General features: G+C 59.3%; 16 protein-coding genes. 10 read left to right on the forward strand and 6 right to left on the reverse strand.

The annotated features are described in order from the left end of the window. Nucleotides 1-145: 145 nt before the first annotated feature. Nucleotides 146-1,348 (reverse strand): pyridoxal phosphate-dependent aminotransferase, encoded by a 1,203-nt coding sequence (locus AC5I5B_RS03515; RefSeq protein ID WP_004430390.1) that lies wholly within the window; start codon nt 1,346-1,348, stop codon nt 146-148. A gap of 210 nt (nt 1,349-1,558) precedes the next feature. On the opposite strand from AC5I5B_RS03515, the gene AC5I5B_RS03520 reads away from it, so the two are divergent. From AC5I5B_RS03520 to AC5I5B_RS03535, 4 genes are all read left to right on the forward strand, one after another. Further along, nucleotides 1,559-2,485 (forward strand): EAL domain-containing protein, encoded by a 927-nt coding sequence (locus tag AC5I5B_RS03520; protein ID WP_087744662.1) that lies wholly within the window; start codon nt 1,559-1,561, stop codon nt 2,483-2,485. A gap of 146 nt (nt 2,486-2,631) precedes the next feature. Beyond that, nucleotides 2,632-2,943 carry a hypothetical protein gene (locus AC5I5B_RS03525; RefSeq protein WP_080868451.1) on the forward strand — a complete coding sequence of 104 codons (312 nt, stop codon included), beginning with the start codon at nt 2,632-2,634 and terminating at the stop codon, nt 2,941-2,943. A 153-nt stretch (nt 2,944-3,096) separates the two neighbouring features. Next, the gene (locus AC5I5B_RS03530; RefSeq protein ID WP_060725141.1) at nt 3,097-3,999 is read left to right on the forward strand and encodes a DMT family transporter; all 903 of its coding nucleotides are present in this window, start codon (nt 3,097-3,099) and stop codon (nt 3,997-3,999) included. Nucleotides 4,000-4,444: 445 nt separating this feature from the next. Next, nucleotides 4,445-4,660 (forward strand): cold-shock protein, encoded by a 216-nt coding sequence (locus tag AC5I5B_RS03535; RefSeq protein ID WP_003494703.1) that lies wholly within the window; start codon nt 4,445-4,447, stop codon nt 4,658-4,660. An 86-nt stretch (nt 4,661-4,746) separates the two neighbouring features. Here AC5I5B_RS03535 and AC5I5B_RS03540 read toward each other — a convergent pair whose 3' ends face one another. After that, nucleotides 4,747-5,391: an MBL fold metallo-hydrolase gene (locus tag AC5I5B_RS03540; RefSeq protein WP_111834711.1), complete on the reverse strand. Its 645-nt coding sequence runs from the start codon at nt 5,389-5,391 to the stop codon at nt 4,747-4,749. A 232-nt stretch (nt 5,392-5,623) separates the two neighbouring features. Between AC5I5B_RS03540 and AC5I5B_RS03545 the strand changes: the two genes are divergently transcribed. The 4 genes from AC5I5B_RS03545 (at nt 5,624) to AC5I5B_RS03560 (ending at nt 9,092) form a co-directional block, all read left to right on the forward strand. Beyond that, nucleotides 5,624-6,223, forward strand: coding sequence for a DUF1236 domain-containing protein (locus AC5I5B_RS03545; protein WP_111834710.1), 600 nt, complete (start codon nt 5,624-5,626; stop codon nt 6,221-6,223). Between the two features lie 214 nt (nt 6,224-6,437). Continuing rightward, nucleotides 6,438-6,965 carry a MarR family winged helix-turn-helix transcriptional regulator gene (locus AC5I5B_RS03550; RefSeq protein ID WP_020011340.1) on the forward strand — a complete coding sequence of 176 codons (528 nt, stop codon included), beginning with the start codon at nt 6,438-6,440 and terminating at the stop codon, nt 6,963-6,965. Between the two features lie 2 nt (nt 6,966-6,967). After that, nucleotides 6,968-7,681 carry a response regulator gene (locus AC5I5B_RS03555; protein WP_020011341.1) on the forward strand — a complete coding sequence of 238 codons (714 nt, stop codon included), beginning with the start codon at nt 6,968-6,970 and terminating at the stop codon, nt 7,679-7,681. Nucleotides 7,682-7,712: 31 nt separating this feature from the next. Then, on the forward strand, nt 7,713-9,092 hold the full coding sequence (locus AC5I5B_RS03560) for an ATP-binding protein (RefSeq protein WP_004430353.1): 1,380 nt from the start codon (nt 7,713-7,715) through the stop codon (nt 9,090-9,092). A 14-nt stretch (nt 9,093-9,106) separates the two neighbouring features. Here AC5I5B_RS03560 and AC5I5B_RS03565 read toward each other — a convergent pair whose 3' ends face one another. The 4 genes from AC5I5B_RS03565 to AC5I5B_RS03580 form a co-directional block, all read right to left on the reverse strand. Next, nucleotides 9,107-9,448 carry a tRNA-binding protein gene (locus AC5I5B_RS03565; protein WP_060725144.1) on the reverse strand — a complete coding sequence of 114 codons (342 nt, stop codon included), beginning with the start codon at nt 9,446-9,448 and terminating at the stop codon, nt 9,107-9,109. 11 nt (nt 9,449-9,459) lie between these two features. After that, nucleotides 9,460-10,278 (reverse strand): pyrroline-5-carboxylate reductase, encoded by an 819-nt coding sequence (proC, locus tag AC5I5B_RS03570; protein ID WP_060727431.1) that lies wholly within the window; start codon nt 10,276-10,278, stop codon nt 9,460-9,462. Between the two features lies 1 nt (nt 10,279). Next, complete coding sequence (locus AC5I5B_RS03575) at nt 10,280-10,780, reverse strand: type III secretion system chaperone family protein (RefSeq protein ID WP_003522870.1); 501 nt, start codon at nt 10,778-10,780, stop codon at nt 10,280-10,282. Between the two features lie 429 nt (nt 10,781-11,209). Then, nucleotides 11,210-11,473, reverse strand: a complete 264-nt coding sequence (locus AC5I5B_RS03580; protein ID WP_003522871.1) for an accessory factor UbiK family protein — start codon at nt 11,471-11,473, stop codon at nt 11,210-11,212. A gap of 310 nt (nt 11,474-11,783) precedes the next feature. Here AC5I5B_RS03580 and lgt point away from each other — a divergent pair, with 310 nt between their 5' ends. Together lgt and AC5I5B_RS03590 are read left to right on the forward strand one after the other, a co-directional pair. Continuing rightward, nucleotides 11,784-12,596 carry a prolipoprotein diacylglyceryl transferase gene (gene lgt / locus AC5I5B_RS03585; protein ID WP_162695566.1) on the forward strand — a complete coding sequence of 271 codons (813 nt, stop codon included), beginning with the start codon at nt 11,784-11,786 and terminating at the stop codon, nt 12,594-12,596. Nucleotides 12,597-12,611: 15 nt separating this feature from the next. Continuing rightward, nucleotides 12,612-13,712, forward strand: coding sequence for a class I SAM-dependent methyltransferase (locus AC5I5B_RS03590; RefSeq protein WP_060727432.1), 1,101 nt, complete (start codon nt 12,612-12,614; stop codon nt 13,710-13,712). Nucleotides 13,713-13,783 lie beyond the last annotated feature (71 nt).

Below are 13,783 nucleotides of genomic sequence, written 5' to 3' on the forward strand. Positions count from 1 at the left end.
GATTTCAGGCATCTGACAAGGCGTAGAAACCTCTCCTCCGTCATCCTCGGATCAAGCCCAAGGATGACGTCTAGCGTGCGGAAGCCCCATCGAACAAAAAAGCCCGGCATCGCTGCCGGGCTTCTTTCAAGACTGTATCAACCGATCAGCGGCAATCGGCGCAGAAGCGCTGGATGCGCTTGCAGGCTTCTTCCAAGAGCGCTTCCGACGTGGCGTAGGAAATGCGGAAGTTCGGGCCGAGGCCGAAAGCCGATCCCTGCACGACAGCGACGCCTTCGGCTTCCAGAAGCTCGGAGACGAAATCCACATCCGACTCGATGACCTTGCCCGACGGCGCGGTCTTGCCGATCATGCCGGCGCAGGACGGGTAGACGTAGAACGCGCCTTCCGGTGCCGGGCAATTGATGCCCTTGGCCTGGTTGAGCATGGAAACGACGAGATCACGACGACCTTCGAAGATTTTCTTATTGGTCGGAATGAAATCCTGCGTGCCGTTCAGCGCTTCGACAGCTGCCCACTGTGCGATGGAGCTCGCGCCCGAGGTCTGCTGGCCCTGGATCATGTCCATGGCCTTGATCAGCGGCAGCGGGCCGGCTGCGTAGCCGATACGCCAGCCGGTCATGGCATAGGCCTTGGAGACGCCGTTCATCGTCAGCGTACGGTCATAAAGCGAAGGCTCTACTTCCACCGGGGTGACGAATTTGAAATCGCCATAGGTCAGGTGCTCATACATGTCGTCAGTCAGCACCCAGACATGCGGATGCTTGACCAGCACGTCCGTCAGCGCCTTCAGCTCGTCATGCGAATAGGCAGCGCCCGAGGGGTTGGACGGCGAATTGAAGACGAACCACTTGGTCTTCGGCGTGATCGCCTTTTCCAGCGCTTCCGGCTTCAGCTTGAAATTGTCTTCGAGCGTCGTGTCGACAAAAACCGGCGTACCACCGCAAATCGCCACCATTTCCGGGTAGCTCACCCAGTAAGGCGCGGGAATGACAACTTCATCACCCGGGTTCAGCGTGGCCATGAAGGCGTTGAAAAGGATCTGCTTGCCGCCCGTGCCGACAATCGTCTGCTCCGGCTTGTAGTCCAGGCCGTTTTCACGCTTGAACTTGTCGGCAATGGCCTTGCGCAGTTCCGGAATGCCGGAAACAGGCGTGTATTTCGTTTCACCGCGCTTGATGGCGTCGATGGCCGCTTCCTTGATATTTTCGGGCGTATCGAAATCCGGCTCGCCGGCGCCAAGGCTGATCACATCGCGGCCCTTCGCTTTCAGCTCACGGGCTTTCTGGGTAACAGCGATGGTGGCGGATGGCTTTACGCGGGAGAGAATGTCGGCAAGGAAGGCCATTTTTAATCGGTCCTATTGGGGTTGACATCAGCAGAGGTTGGAAAACTTGTCATCTGCGGCATTTTCTATGTCGAAAGACAGGCCTTCTTTCAAGGTCAAAAGCCGGCTTATGTGCCGCTGCAGAGAATTTAACCTTCCTTAACCCGGAAGTAACGCTTGATACGCTACATTCGCGAGCCTAGAGGTCGTGTCTCTATAGCTGGTTGAAAAATGGCGCTCAAAAGCATCTTTTCCAGTCTTGTCCGCGAGGTCGATGGCACATGGTCCACGGCCTATCGCACCTTTAACCTGAAATCGGCACTGCAGCCCATTTTCCGCCGCACGATGAGCGGGGTGCTCGACATCGATTCCTTCGAGGGTCTTGTGCGTCCCCACCGCAATGGCGAGCCGGTGACGCCGGGCGAATTTTTCTCGCTGGTCGCGCCGGAAGACATCGAAAATATCGACAGCATCCTGCGCACGATCCATATTCTCAACACCGGCAGGCTCAACCGTTCCCGCGCCCGCATCTTCGTCAACTTCCATCCGGGCCTGTTCCAGACGCCGGCCAAGATGCGCCAGGAAGTAGAGCGCATGCGGCTTGCCGCCCACGAGGCCGGCATGACGGCGGATCGCATCGTCTGCGAAATCTCCGAGAAAAAGGCCTCCGACACACAGATGGTCGCGGACTTCGCTTACCACATGCACGATATCGGCTTTCGCGTGGCGCTTGATGACTATGGCGCCGGCGATTCCGACATCGACCGGGTAAAACTCATCAAGCCGGATTATGTGAAATTCGAAGCGGGCTGGGTGCGCGATTTCATGCAGAATTCGGCGGGCGCCGCCCTTCTGCGCGTCATCGTCCACCAGTTCCGCGACGATGGGATTGAGCCGGTCTTCGAAGGGCTGGAAACAGGCTGGCAAGTCGATCTCTGCGAGGAACTCGGCGTCCTGCTCATGCAGGGTTACGTGCTGGCGAAGCCCGAACTTGCCCCGACCAGTTTCGACGCACGTTTCCCGGAACTCGGCAGTGAATATTTCGCCCCGTCAAGGGCGGAGAGAAACGCTGCACCACCCACATTTTCAAGGGAAGACCGCCCGGTCGATCCGCATCCTCTGCGCCAGGTCAGGACCTTCGGAAAACGCGGCCTCTGACGTCATATCCGGCCAAAAGGACGCCATATCAGGCTTTGCCACAATATTGCCGCAATAAATGCTGCGGAACGCCAGAATTCGGTCTCCAAGCCGTCCATTTCGAAGCCTCTTTTATCCTTTAAGAACAGGGACAAGAGGCGACAGCCATGTTTACCAACGATCGGACTTCCGTTGAAAGGTTAAGGGCGCAGAGAACGCTGTTTTCCCTCTGGATGGCCGTTGCGGCTTTTCTTGTCATCGTCACCATGGCCGCCGGCATCGCAACCTCGGCCAATGCGGCTGCTCAGGCGATCGACACCCTGCACACCTCCGCCATCCCTCAGGTAGCGGCAACCACGAAGGCCGGCCCTCACATCCTGCTCATCGTCCTGTCAGCCGCAGCCTTCATCGGCCTCGGCATTGGCGGCCTGACGCTCACCCGGCGCAGCCTGAAGGACGAGGCCCGCCGCTACAAATAAGCGGCCTCCCCCCCTCGACTTGCGGCCTCGGCATGTTGCTGCTAAAGCACCCGGGAACAGTCGTCCGCGTCGCCGGATCGACATTCCAGAAATCCCCTGTTTGCCACGGCCGTGACTGAATGATCTCTCGGCCCTGCTCTGCTGGTGCCAACAATGACGCGTATTCAGGCCAATATGCTGCTTCTGCTCGCCGCAGCAATCTGGGGAGGCGGCTTTGTCGCGCAATCCTCCGCCATGGCCTCGATCGGCCCGTTCTGGTTCGTCGGTCTGCGTTTCGCCATTGCCGCCATCGCCGTGCTGCCCTTCGCGCTCATGGAAACACGGTCGCTGAAATCGCCGCCGCGCCGGCGCGAAATCGGCAGTTTCATTCTCGTGGGCCTCGCCCTGTTCGGCGGCGCCACCACCCAGCAGGTCGGGCTCCTGACCACGACCGTCACCAATTCCAGCTTCCTGACCGGGCTCTACGTCATCTTCGTGCCCGTGATTGCCGTCGTGCTTTACCGGCGTCATCCCCACTGGATCGTCTGGCCATGCGCGCTGATGATGCTGGGCGGCATATTCCTGCTCTCCGGCGGCGCCTTCGAGACGCTGACAACGGGTGATATTCTCAGCATCATCTGCGCCTTCTTCTGGGCGATCCAGATCACGCTGGCCGGACGCTTCGTTTCCGAAAGCGGAAGGCCGCTGGCGCTTTCCTGCACCCAGTTCGCCGTTTGCTCCCTTCTTAGTTGCATGATCGGTGTCGTGTTCGAACCGATCAGCATGGCCTCCATCGAGGCTTCGCTCGCGGAAATCCTCTATGTCGGCCTCGTCTCCTCCGGCCTCGCCTTCGTGCTGCAGGTCATCGGCCAGCGTTACACCACGGCCCCGCAGGCTGCGATATTCCTGTCTTCGGAGGCGCTTTTCGGCGCTTTGCTGGCCTCGATTTTCCTCAAAGAAACCATTTCGGGCGCCGGCTACATCGGCTGCCTGATCATATTCGTCGCGATCCTGATCGTCGAACTGGTGCCGGAACTGACGCGCAAACGGCAAAAACCCATGGCCGGAGCGGCCTGACGCAAAAAGAACTTATTTTTCTTATTCCGCCATAAATGCGGGGTACGGCATTCAAATTTTGCCGTGAAATCCTGCGGCAAACGGCAATTATTTCATCAATTGTCGCCCCTGCAGAAAAAATATGCGATTGCGCGATGTTATTCTACCGCAGGTTTTTTATCTGACAAAAAGCCCGTGAAAACTTTTGCTTGCCAATTTTTGATAAACGCATCACTCTACCGCGGTTCGGGCAATTTGCGAGCATGGGAAGGCCTATAAATTTGCGCACTGGGGACGCTATAAACCTCGGGCGGTGGGACGAAAAACGTTGGATGAGAACGCCATTACTTCCTGCTGCGAAGGTCCATTTTCTCAATAGTCAAAAACTGCCTGCCAACGCCCACGCGGGGCAAAACTGTAATGCTGCCTGTAGCTGAACGCGGGCAGAGCGAAAAGGACCTGATGCATGGCCGAAACTGGCACCGTAAAATTCTTCAATACAGACAAAGGCTTCGGCTTCATCAAGCCAGACAATGGTGGCGCTGATATCTTTGTTCACATCTCTGCTGTACAGGCTTCCGGCCTGTCCGGACTTTCAGAAAATCAGAAAGTGAGCTTCGACACGGAACCGGATCGTCGCGGCAAGGGCCCGAAGGCAGTCAATCTGCAGATTGCTGGCTGACCCTAAAACGGCTTTCTTTTCTAGTTGAAGCCCGGCAGGAATGCCGGGTTTTTTTGTGCCGTCCATAGGCGTAAATCGCCGGGACCTCAGATACCCTTGAGATAGGGATTGTTACGCCGCTCGTCGCCCAGCCGCCCACCGGGGCCATGGCCGCAGATGAAGCCGACATCATCGCCGAGCGGCAGCAGCTTGTCGCGAATGGACGCCATCAATTGTTCGTGGTTTCCGCCCGGCAGGTCCGTGCGCCCAACCGATCCCGAAAACAAGACGTCGCCGACATGGGCGAATTGCTGGTCGCGGTTGTAGTAAATGACATGGCCGGGTGCGTGGCCCGGGCAATGATAGACCTCGAAGACGTGGTCTCCGAAGGATACCTTGTCGCCATCCTTCAGCCATTTGTCGGGCACGACATTCTTCAAACCGCTGATACCGTATTTTTCGGCCTGCACCTCGATCCTCTCCAGCAGCGGCCGGTCGTCCTCATGCGGCCCGATGACTGGCAAAGAGAGCTTCTCGCGCAGTTCGTCGGCACCGCCGGCGTGGTCGAGATGCCCGTGCGTCAGCCAGATTTCCTTGAGCGTGATGCCGTTTTCAGCAACGACCTGAAGAATGATGTCCACATCCCCGCCGGGATCAACGACGACGCCCTCCTTGGTGTCCTGATCGAACAGGATGGTGCAATTCTGCTCGAATGGCGTGACCGGAATAATGCCCGCCTGCAACTTTCCCATATCCTGCATCTCCTGTCTGAAAGGTTGCGCCTCCTATAGCCCGCGACCGCCTTCGGCACAATGGCAGCGGAAATGACACCCGCTTTCAGTGACCGCCCACTCTAAAAATAACCATGAAATACAGCAAGATAACAAGAAATCCTCCGCATATCTCGGGAATTGCCGGCGAAAAATGTGGAACGCCCTGATGGCTGCGACGTTCTAGCTACAGTCTTGAAAAGGAGTGAGACACATGGACAAGACGCTTAAAATGCTCATAGCTGGCGGCGCCTTCGCCCTGATGGCAGGTTACGCGAACGCCGCCATGGTCGCCACGACAGCATCGGATATTTCCGTTCGCTCGGGCCCCGGTGAAGACTATCCCGAAGTGGGGCTGGCCACCCGCGGCAGCAATGCGGTTCTGGATGGCTGCATGGAAGGCAGCAGCTGGTGCCGCATCGAAGTCAACGGTCTGCGCGGCTGGGCTCATGCGGATTATCTGAATGTCATGTATGAGGGCTCTCCCGTCATTCTCGAACAGCGCCGCTCGGACCTCAGCGTGCCGGTGGTCACCTATGAAAAGACCTCGAGCGTGCAGGCCGAACCCAATCCCGGCGATCCAAACCTCGGTCGCGTTGGCGAGGTGGACCCGCCGCAATCGGTGATGACCTATATTGACGAGCATCCAGCGGATACCGTCACTTATGACGGCGACATAGCTGTCGGTAGTGTATTGCCGTCAGATACACGTCTCGTCGAAATCCCCGACTACCAGTATCGTTATGTCCGGGTGAACGATGTGCCGGTTCTCGTCGAACCTTCGACGCGGCGGATCGTCTACGTTTATCAGTAGAGGTTTCTGCCGGGCAAATCGCCCATCGGGCGACATGAAACAAATGAAGAGCGCGGGCTTTCCGCGCTCTTTTCTATTTCCGGTAAAGGCCACTCAGGATTCCAGTTGCACCGGCACCCGCAGCATATTATCCACCGCAACAGAAAATGATCGCGGCATTCTCCCGAGCGGACGCATTTTCGGCTATGTTTACAGAATATTGGCGCATCGACGTATGTCAGCCGCAGAATATGAAGGAACCGCAGTGCCACCGCAATCGCTCAAAACCGCAGCCGCCAGACAGACACCGGCACTTCCGAAGGTGGATGACGGCAAGATCGACTTCGACACGATCGAGGCGCTGTTTTTCGCCTATCGCGATTTCGTCTCCGATCCCGATGTCATTCTGTCGAAGCTGGAATATGGCCGGGCGCATCATCGGGTGGTCTATTTCGTCAGCCGGCAGCCGGGCATGACGGTGGCGGATTTGCTCGACACGTTGCAGATCACCAAGCAGAGCCTTGCCCGCGTGCTCAAGCAACTGATCGACGACGGTTACATCCGTCAGATGGCAGGCCCGGAAGACCGTCGCCAGCGCAGGCTTTATCCGACGCTGACGGGCCGCGAACTGGCGCTGGCGCTGAGCGAGCCGCAATCGCGCCGCATCGACCGGGCGCTGGAAGGGCTCGGGCCTGACGCCCGCGCCTGCGTGCGCAAATTCCTGGCGCAGATGCGCAGCCCGACAACCGTGGAAGGCGAGTGACGATGGCGCAAGCTCCGACAAAACGACCGCCGGCGGATGACGATGCGGCCCATCTCCTGATCGTCGACGACGACGCCCGTATTCGCGATCTCCTGCAGCGCTTCCTTGGCGACAAGGGTTACCGCATCTCCGTGGCAGCCGATGCGGCCGAAGCACGGCGTAAAATGATAGGCATCCGCTTCGATCTGCTCATCCTCGACGTGATGATGCCGGGCGAAAACGGGCTTTCACTGACCCGCTCGCTGAACGAGGACAAATCCGTGCCGGTCATTCTTCTGACCGCCCGTTCGGAGGCGGATTCGCGCATTGCCGGGCTGGAAGCGGGCGCGGACGACTATCTCGCCAAGCCCTTCGATCCGCGCGAACTCGTCCTGCGCATCAACAACATCCTGCGGCGCAACACCTCGCCAGATACGCCCAAGATCGAACAGATCATGTTTGGTCCCTACAGCTTCTCCATTCCGAAGAAGGAATTGCGGCGCGGCCCAGAAACGATCCGCCTGACAGATCGCGAACAGGAGATCATGCTGCTTTTCGCACTGCGCGCCGGCGACACCATTCCACGCCACGAACTGGTGGAAGCGGAATCGGAAGTGGGCGAAAGAACCATCGACGTGCAGATCAACCGTCTTCGCCGCAAGATCGAGGACGACCCTGCCAATCCTGTCTATCTGCAAACGGTGCGCGGCATCGGTTACCGCCTGAGCGTGGACTGACGAGCACCAAAGGAAAGGCGAACGCACGGCCATGGCGAGCCTCGATTTTCTGAGCACGGTCAAAAAAAGCGGCGTGGCCAAGGCCTGGCGCCTTTCCGGCAGATGGTTGCGCCACTGGCTGCCCACCGGCCTTTACACCCGATCCCTGCTCATCATCATCCTGCCGATGATTTTGCTTCAGGGCGTGGTCGCGGCAGTCTTCATGGAACGCCATTGGCAATTGGTGACCGAACGCCTCTCCTCTGCCGTGACGCGCGATATCGCCGCAATCATCGAGCTTCTGCAGACGGACCCCGAGGAAGACGACTATCAGCGCGTCATCCGCATTGCGCGCGACAAGCTCGGTCTGAGCGTCTATATCGAACCAAAGGCGGATCTGCCTGCTCCGAGACCTGAGCCGCTGTTTTCGATCCTCGACAGAATTCTGGCGGATCAGTTGACGCAGCAGATCGGCAGGCCGTTCTGGATCGATACCTATGGCAACGGCTCGCTGGTCGAAATCCGCGTCCAGCTGGAAGACAAGACCCTGCGCGTCTTTACCAGCCGCAGCGCGGCCTATGCCTCCAACACTCATATCTTCCTTGTCTGGATGGTGGGTGCATCGCTGGTGCTGATCGCCATCTCCATTCTGTTCCTGCGCGGCCAGATCAAGCCCATCGAAGCGCTTGCCAAGGCTGCCGAGAACTTTGGCAGAGGCCAGAAGATCACCGCCTATTCCCCGCGCGGCGCGGACGAAGTGCGGCGTGCGGGCCTCGCCTTCATATTGATGCGCGAGCGTATCGAGCGGCAGATGGAGCAACGCACCGCGATGCTGAACGGCGTCAGCCATGACCTGCGCACCATCCTCACCCGCTTCAAGCTGCAACTGGCGCTCGCCGGCGACAATCCCGACCTTGAGGGGCTCGACAAGGATGTCGAGGACATGCAGTCAATGCTGGAGGCCTATCTGACCTTTGCCCGTACTGATGTCGAAGAGGATGTCGGCACGCTGGAGCTTCCAGCCCTTCTCGAAAAAATCGGCCATGATTTCGAGCTGCACGGCAAGAAATTCAGCTACGAACTCTATAATATCGAGCGGATCATCGCGCGGCCAAATGCGCTTTCACGGCTCGTCGCCAATCTCGCCGAAAATGCGCGGCGCTATGCCAGCAACCTCCACGTCGATATCCGCAAGGCGCCACGCTCCATCATCATGACCTTTGACGATGATGGCCCGGGCATTCCGGAAATCTCACGCGAGGATGTGTTCAAGCCGTTCTTCCGGCTGGACGAGGCGCGCAACCTCAATGCCTCGGGCACGGGCCTTGGCCTCTCCATCGTCCGCGACATCGCCCGCAGCCATGGCGGCGACGTATCGCTGGATGAAAGCCCGATGGGCGGATTGCGGGTAATCGTCAAAATTCCGGCTTAGCGGCATAGCGCCGGTCAGCACATCTTCTCGCCGTTCGGCACCGGCCGCTCAACCGCGGCAAGCACGATATCGCCATTGGCATCGGCAAAACCTAGCGTCAGCACTTCGGACCGGAAAGGGCCGATCTGGCGCGGCGGAAAATTCACTACGCCCAGAACCTGCCGCCCGACAAGACTTTCCGGCGTATAATGCACCGTGATCTGCGCCGAGGATTTCTTGATGCCGATGTCCGGCCCGAAATCGATCTTCACCTTGAAGGCCGGCTTGCGCGCTTCGGGAAAAGGTTCTGCTTCGACAATGGTGCCGACGCGGATATCGACCTTCTCGAAATCGGCATAGGAAATTTCACCGCTCATCGCTCGCCCCTTCAGCCCGCCAGCTCTTCGGCGCGCGTTTTCGCGGCAGCGACCGCCCTGTCGAACAGGGGCTGCATGCCGTCCTCAGCCATCAGCACGGACAGCGCCGCAGCTGTTGTGCCGCCCGGCGAGGTCACATTCTGGCGCAGGCGCGCCGCCTCGTCGGAAGACTGGTGCAGGAGTTCGCCAGCACCGGCCACGGTTTCACGCGCCAGACGCATGGCGACATCCGCCGGCAGGCCGGCCTTGCGCCCAGCCTCGGCCATGCATTCCACGAGATAAAAGACATAGGCAGGGCCACTACCCGAAACCGCAGTCACCGCGTCGATATCGCTTTCGGCATCCACCCATTCAACCGGACCGCTGACCTTCAGCAACCCGTCCACAACGGTTTTAAGCTCGGGCGTCACCAGGTCGTTGGCATAGGCCCCCGTCACGCCGCGGCCGACCATGGCCGGCGTGTTGGGCATGGCCCGCACAGCGGCAACCGAACCGAAATGCGAAACGAAGGTGGCAATGGTGGTGCCCGCCGCGATGGAGACCACAACCGTTTCCGGGCCCAGCAGAGGCTTCAGCGACGGCAGCACGGCTTCCATCATCTGCGGCTTCACCGCCACGAAAAGAATGCCGGCCTTCACGCCCCCAGGCACGCTTTCGGCGTGGGTGGCGCCGGCTTCCGCAATCGTCGTGCGCATGGCGTCGGAAGGGCGCGGGTCGATGACGATGACCTGCGATCCCGGCACACCCTTTTTCAGCCAGCCTGAAAGCATGGCGCCGCCCATATTGCCGGCGCCAACGAGGACGAGAGGCCCGGAAGCCTTGTACACCATGTTACGCTTCTCCCACGGTCTCAAACATGACCGCTTCGATTGCACTTTTCGCATCCAGCCCCGACCAGACGACGAACTGGAATGCCTGGTAATATTGCTCGCAGGCCTCAAGCGCGCTGGAAAGCAGCACTTCAACCTGCTGGTTGTTCGGTTCGGCGCCGCCGGCCAGAAGCAGGGACTGGCGGAAGATCACCACGTCTTCCTGCCGCCACAGATCGAAATGACCCATCAGCACCTGACCATTGACCTGCGAGAGCAGACGAATGACTTCGTTGACGCGCTGGTCCGGCACCTTGATATCGAAGGCGCAGGCCAGATGCAGCGCCTCGAATTCTTCCATCCATGAAAAGGAGACGTGATAGTCCGCCCAGTGACCAGCGACAGTCATGGCGATCTCGTCTTCACCGGAGCGCTCGAAAGACCAGTCGTTCGAGGCAGCGACAATCTCGATCATGTCCACGGGATTGGACTGACGCTCAATTTCAAATTCTATCAGACTCATGCGGCACCTTCTCAGCCGGTAGGGATGTCCTGTTTTGAACGCCGGGCACAAAACGCACATACAAACCGGGATAAACATTTGAGACGATTGCCCGACACCACCAGAATTACGCATTCACCCTGTCTGGAGCTTACCAGGTCTTTTCGAATCATCATTTAAAATCAGTGTATAATGGCCGAGTCCTGCTGCCACCCCTTCCCCGCCATTTTTGCTTTTTGAACAGTGGATATCTTCTCCCCCATCACCTCAGGCGAGATACATAAGCGACTCTGCCGACTGCGTTTTTTGGAAGTGTCCACAGGCCCAAAAAATTCGCGTCCGAGGCCCGTTTTTTAACAACCGGGAGTCATTTCGGGCGCTATGAGCCGCAAATAAAAAGTCCCGGAATCGCAAGCGATCCGGGACCCGTCAGAAAAGGCGCTAAAAAAATCAGTCCTTGGCGGCGGAAAGCTTCGCTTCCAGAGCCTCGATACGGGCGCGCAGCGCGTCGTTTTCATCACGCGCCTGAATGGCCATTTCGCGAACCGCATCGAATTCCTCGCGGCGGACAACGTCCAGACTGTTCAGCCAGCGATCCGCCTGGGCATGAAAAGCCGCTTCGGCTTCCTTGCGCACGCCCTGCGCCGCGCCGGCCGCGTCGGTCATCAGCTTGGCGAATTCATCCAGAAAACGATTGGTGCCTGTCGTGCTCATGGCGCTTGTCCTTCGTCGGTTCAGGGGCATCGTCTTGCCCGCTGTTGATAGTCTTCAGGTAGGCACTCCACCGCCGCCTTGCAAGCGAAATCGAAAAATCGCAAGAGCTTGCGTGGCCTTCGGTATCTTAAGCAGCAGCTTGAAGAATCACCTTGACCGCCGCCACCGCAATCGCCATTTTCCTTGGCGTCAGGGAGACCGGTGAGCATCATCGCCCGGCCCCTCTTGAGGCAATGGATCGTTCCGTTGTCCGCCCAGCAACGATGACGGAATATACGGATTGTTAGCCGCTCCCACCCAACTCGCCATCATGCCCTTCCCCAATATCGATCCGGTGGCGCTGTCCCTCGGCCCGCTCTCGATCCACTGGTACGGCATTGCCTATGTTGCCGGCATCATGCTCGGCTGGTTTTACGCCCGCCGCCTCGCCCGCACGGATCGCCTGTGGCCGAACGATGTGTCGCCCGTCTCGGCGCAGCATCTTGATGATTTCATCCTCTGGGCAGCCGGCGGCATCGTACTCGGCGGGCGCATCGGTTACATCCTGTTTTACGATATGGCAGCCGTGGCCGCCAACCCCATCAGGGCGATCGAGATCTGGAACGGCGGCATGTCGTTCCATGGCGGCCTGATCGGCACGACCATCGCCATGATCCTCTTCGCCCGCAAGAACGGCATTCCGGTCTGGAGCATGTTCGACGTCGTCGCCGCCGTCGCGCCCATCGGCCTGCTGTTCGGGCGCATCGCCAATTTCATCAATGGTGAATTGTGGGGCCGCATTGCCGACGTGCCATGGGCGGTCGTGTTCCCGACGGGCGGCCCCTTTGCGCGGCACCCGAGCCAGCTTTATGAAGCGGGCCTCGAAGGGCTCGTGCTCATCATCATCCTGGCAATCGCCATCTACGCCTTCAGGGCGCTGAAGACGCCCGGCACCGTCACCGGCATCTTCGTCTGCGGTTACGCGCTGTCACGCATCTTCGTGGAATTTTTCCGCGAGCCAGACGCCCAGATCGGTTATCTCGCCGGCAACTGGCTGACAATGGGCATGGTGCTCTCCACCCCGATGTTCGCTCTCGGCCTCTGGGCGGTCCTGCGGGCGCGCAGCGCGACAAAAAGCGCCTAAGCGGTATGATTGCCCATGACGACACCGCTTGCGCAACGTATCAAATCACTTATCCGGCTCAACGGTCCGCTCAGCGTTACCGACTACTTTTCACTCTGCCTCGCCGACCCTGAACACGGTTATTACAAGAGTCGCGACCCCTTCGGCCGTTCGGGTGATTTCATCACCGCGCCAGAGGTCAGCCAGCTTTTCGGCGAAATGCTCGGGGTCTTCGTGGTGCATGCCTGGCAACGGCATGGCGCGCCCGCACAAACGCAACTAGTGGAAATCGGCCCCGGTCGTGGCACCATGATGTCGGATATGCTGCGCGTCATCCGCCGCATCGCGCCGCCGCTTTATGAGACGATGCGGGTGCATCTGGTCGAAACCAGCCCCCGCCTTTCCACTATCCAGAAGGAAACGCTGGCCGAACATGCGGACAGGCTGACATGGCATGACAGTTTCGACGACGTGCCGGATGGTTTCCTGCTGCTTGTCGCCAACGAACTCTTTGATGCCATTCCGATCCGGCAATTCGTCAGGACGCCGCAGGGTTTCCGCGAGCGCGTGGTCAGCCTCGATGCCAATGACGAACTCGTCTTCTCGACGGGTCTTGCCAGCATAGACCCATCCCTGCTGCCGCCGCAGCCCGAACAGCAGCCGCTCGGCGCCATATTCGAGATTGCACCGGCCCGCGAAGCCGTGATGACCGCAATCTGCCAGCGCCTGTCCGCCCATGGCGGCACGGCGCTCGCCATTGATTACGGCCATCTGGTCGCCGGTTATGGCGACACGCTGCAGGCCATGCGCAACCACGCCTTCGACCCGGCGCTTGCGCATCCCGGCGAAGCCGATCTCACCAGCCATGTCGATTTCGAAAGCCTTGTGAAAACAGCCGAAGCGACCGGCGTGCATGTCAACGGCGCGCTGCGACAGGGCGATTTTCTGTATGGCCTCGGCCTCAAGGAAAGAGCAGGCGCGCTTGCGGCGAAGGCGACGCCCGACCAGACGCTTGAAATTGCCGAAGCGGTCAATCGCCTCGCCGGTGAAGGCGCCGGCAAGATGGGGGAACTTTTCAAGGTCATCGCCGTTTCAAGTCCCGCGCTTCATCTTCTGCCGTTTCGCGCGGTGGATTGACAGCGCAACAACCTCTGGGCCAACATCGCCGCGACACACGAAGCAGGCACACTGCATCACACGCGCCGCGC

The sequence above is a fragment of the Agrobacterium sp. genome, assembly GCF_059499945.1.

Bases quoted from the DNA above. Each gene is read 5' to 3' on its own strand.
- lgt (WP_162695566.1), top strand. From the start codon at position 11,784: ATGCCCTTCCCCAATATCGATCCGGTGGCGCTGTCCCTCGGCCCGCTC.
- AC5I5B_RS03535 (WP_003494703.1), top strand. From the start codon at position 4,445: ATGGCCGAAACTGGCACCGTAAAATTCTTCAATACAGACAAAGGCTTC.
- AC5I5B_RS03545 (WP_111834710.1), top strand. From the start codon at position 5,624: ATGGACAAGACGCTTAAAATGCTCATAGCTGGCGGCGCCTTCGCCCTG.
- AC5I5B_RS03550 (WP_020011340.1), top strand. From the start codon at position 6,438: ATGTCAGCCGCAGAATATGAAGGAACCGCAGTGCCACCGCAATCGCTC.
- AC5I5B_RS03530 (WP_060725141.1), top strand. From the start codon at position 3,097: ATGACGCGTATTCAGGCCAATATGCTGCTTCTGCTCGCCGCAGCAATC.
- AC5I5B_RS03580 (WP_003522871.1), bottom strand. From the start codon at position 11,473: ATGAGCACGACAGGCACCAATCGTTTTCTGGATGAATTCGCCAAGCTG.
- AC5I5B_RS03560 (WP_004430353.1), top strand. From the start codon at position 7,713: ATGGCGAGCCTCGATTTTCTGAGCACGGTCAAAAAAAGCGGCGTGGCC.
- AC5I5B_RS03515 (WP_004430390.1), bottom strand. From the start codon at position 1,348: ATGGCCTTCCTTGCCGACATTCTCTCCCGCGTAAAGCCATCCGCCACC.
- proC (WP_060727431.1), bottom strand. From the start codon at position 10,278: ATGGTGTACAAGGCTTCCGGGCCTCTCGTCCTCGTTGGCGCCGGCAAT.
- AC5I5B_RS03520 (WP_087744662.1), top strand. From the start codon at position 1,559: ATGGCGCTCAAAAGCATCTTTTCCAGTCTTGTCCGCGAGGTCGATGGC.
- AC5I5B_RS03525 (WP_080868451.1), top strand. From the start codon at position 2,632: ATGTTTACCAACGATCGGACTTCCGTTGAAAGGTTAAGGGCGCAGAGA.
- AC5I5B_RS03555 (WP_020011341.1), top strand. From the start codon at position 6,968: ATGGCGCAAGCTCCGACAAAACGACCGCCGGCGGATGACGATGCGGCC.
- AC5I5B_RS03540 (WP_111834711.1), bottom strand. From the start codon at position 5,391: ATGGGAAAGTTGCAGGCGGGCATTATTCCGGTCACGCCATTCGAGCAG.
- AC5I5B_RS03590 (WP_060727432.1), top strand. From the start codon at position 12,612: ATGACGACACCGCTTGCGCAACGTATCAAATCACTTATCCGGCTCAAC.
- AC5I5B_RS03565 (WP_060725144.1), bottom strand. From the start codon at position 9,448: ATGAGCGGTGAAATTTCCTATGCCGATTTCGAGAAGGTCGATATCCGC.
- AC5I5B_RS03575 (WP_003522870.1), bottom strand. From the start codon at position 10,780: ATGAGTCTGATAGAATTTGAAATTGAGCGTCAGTCCAATCCCGTGGAC.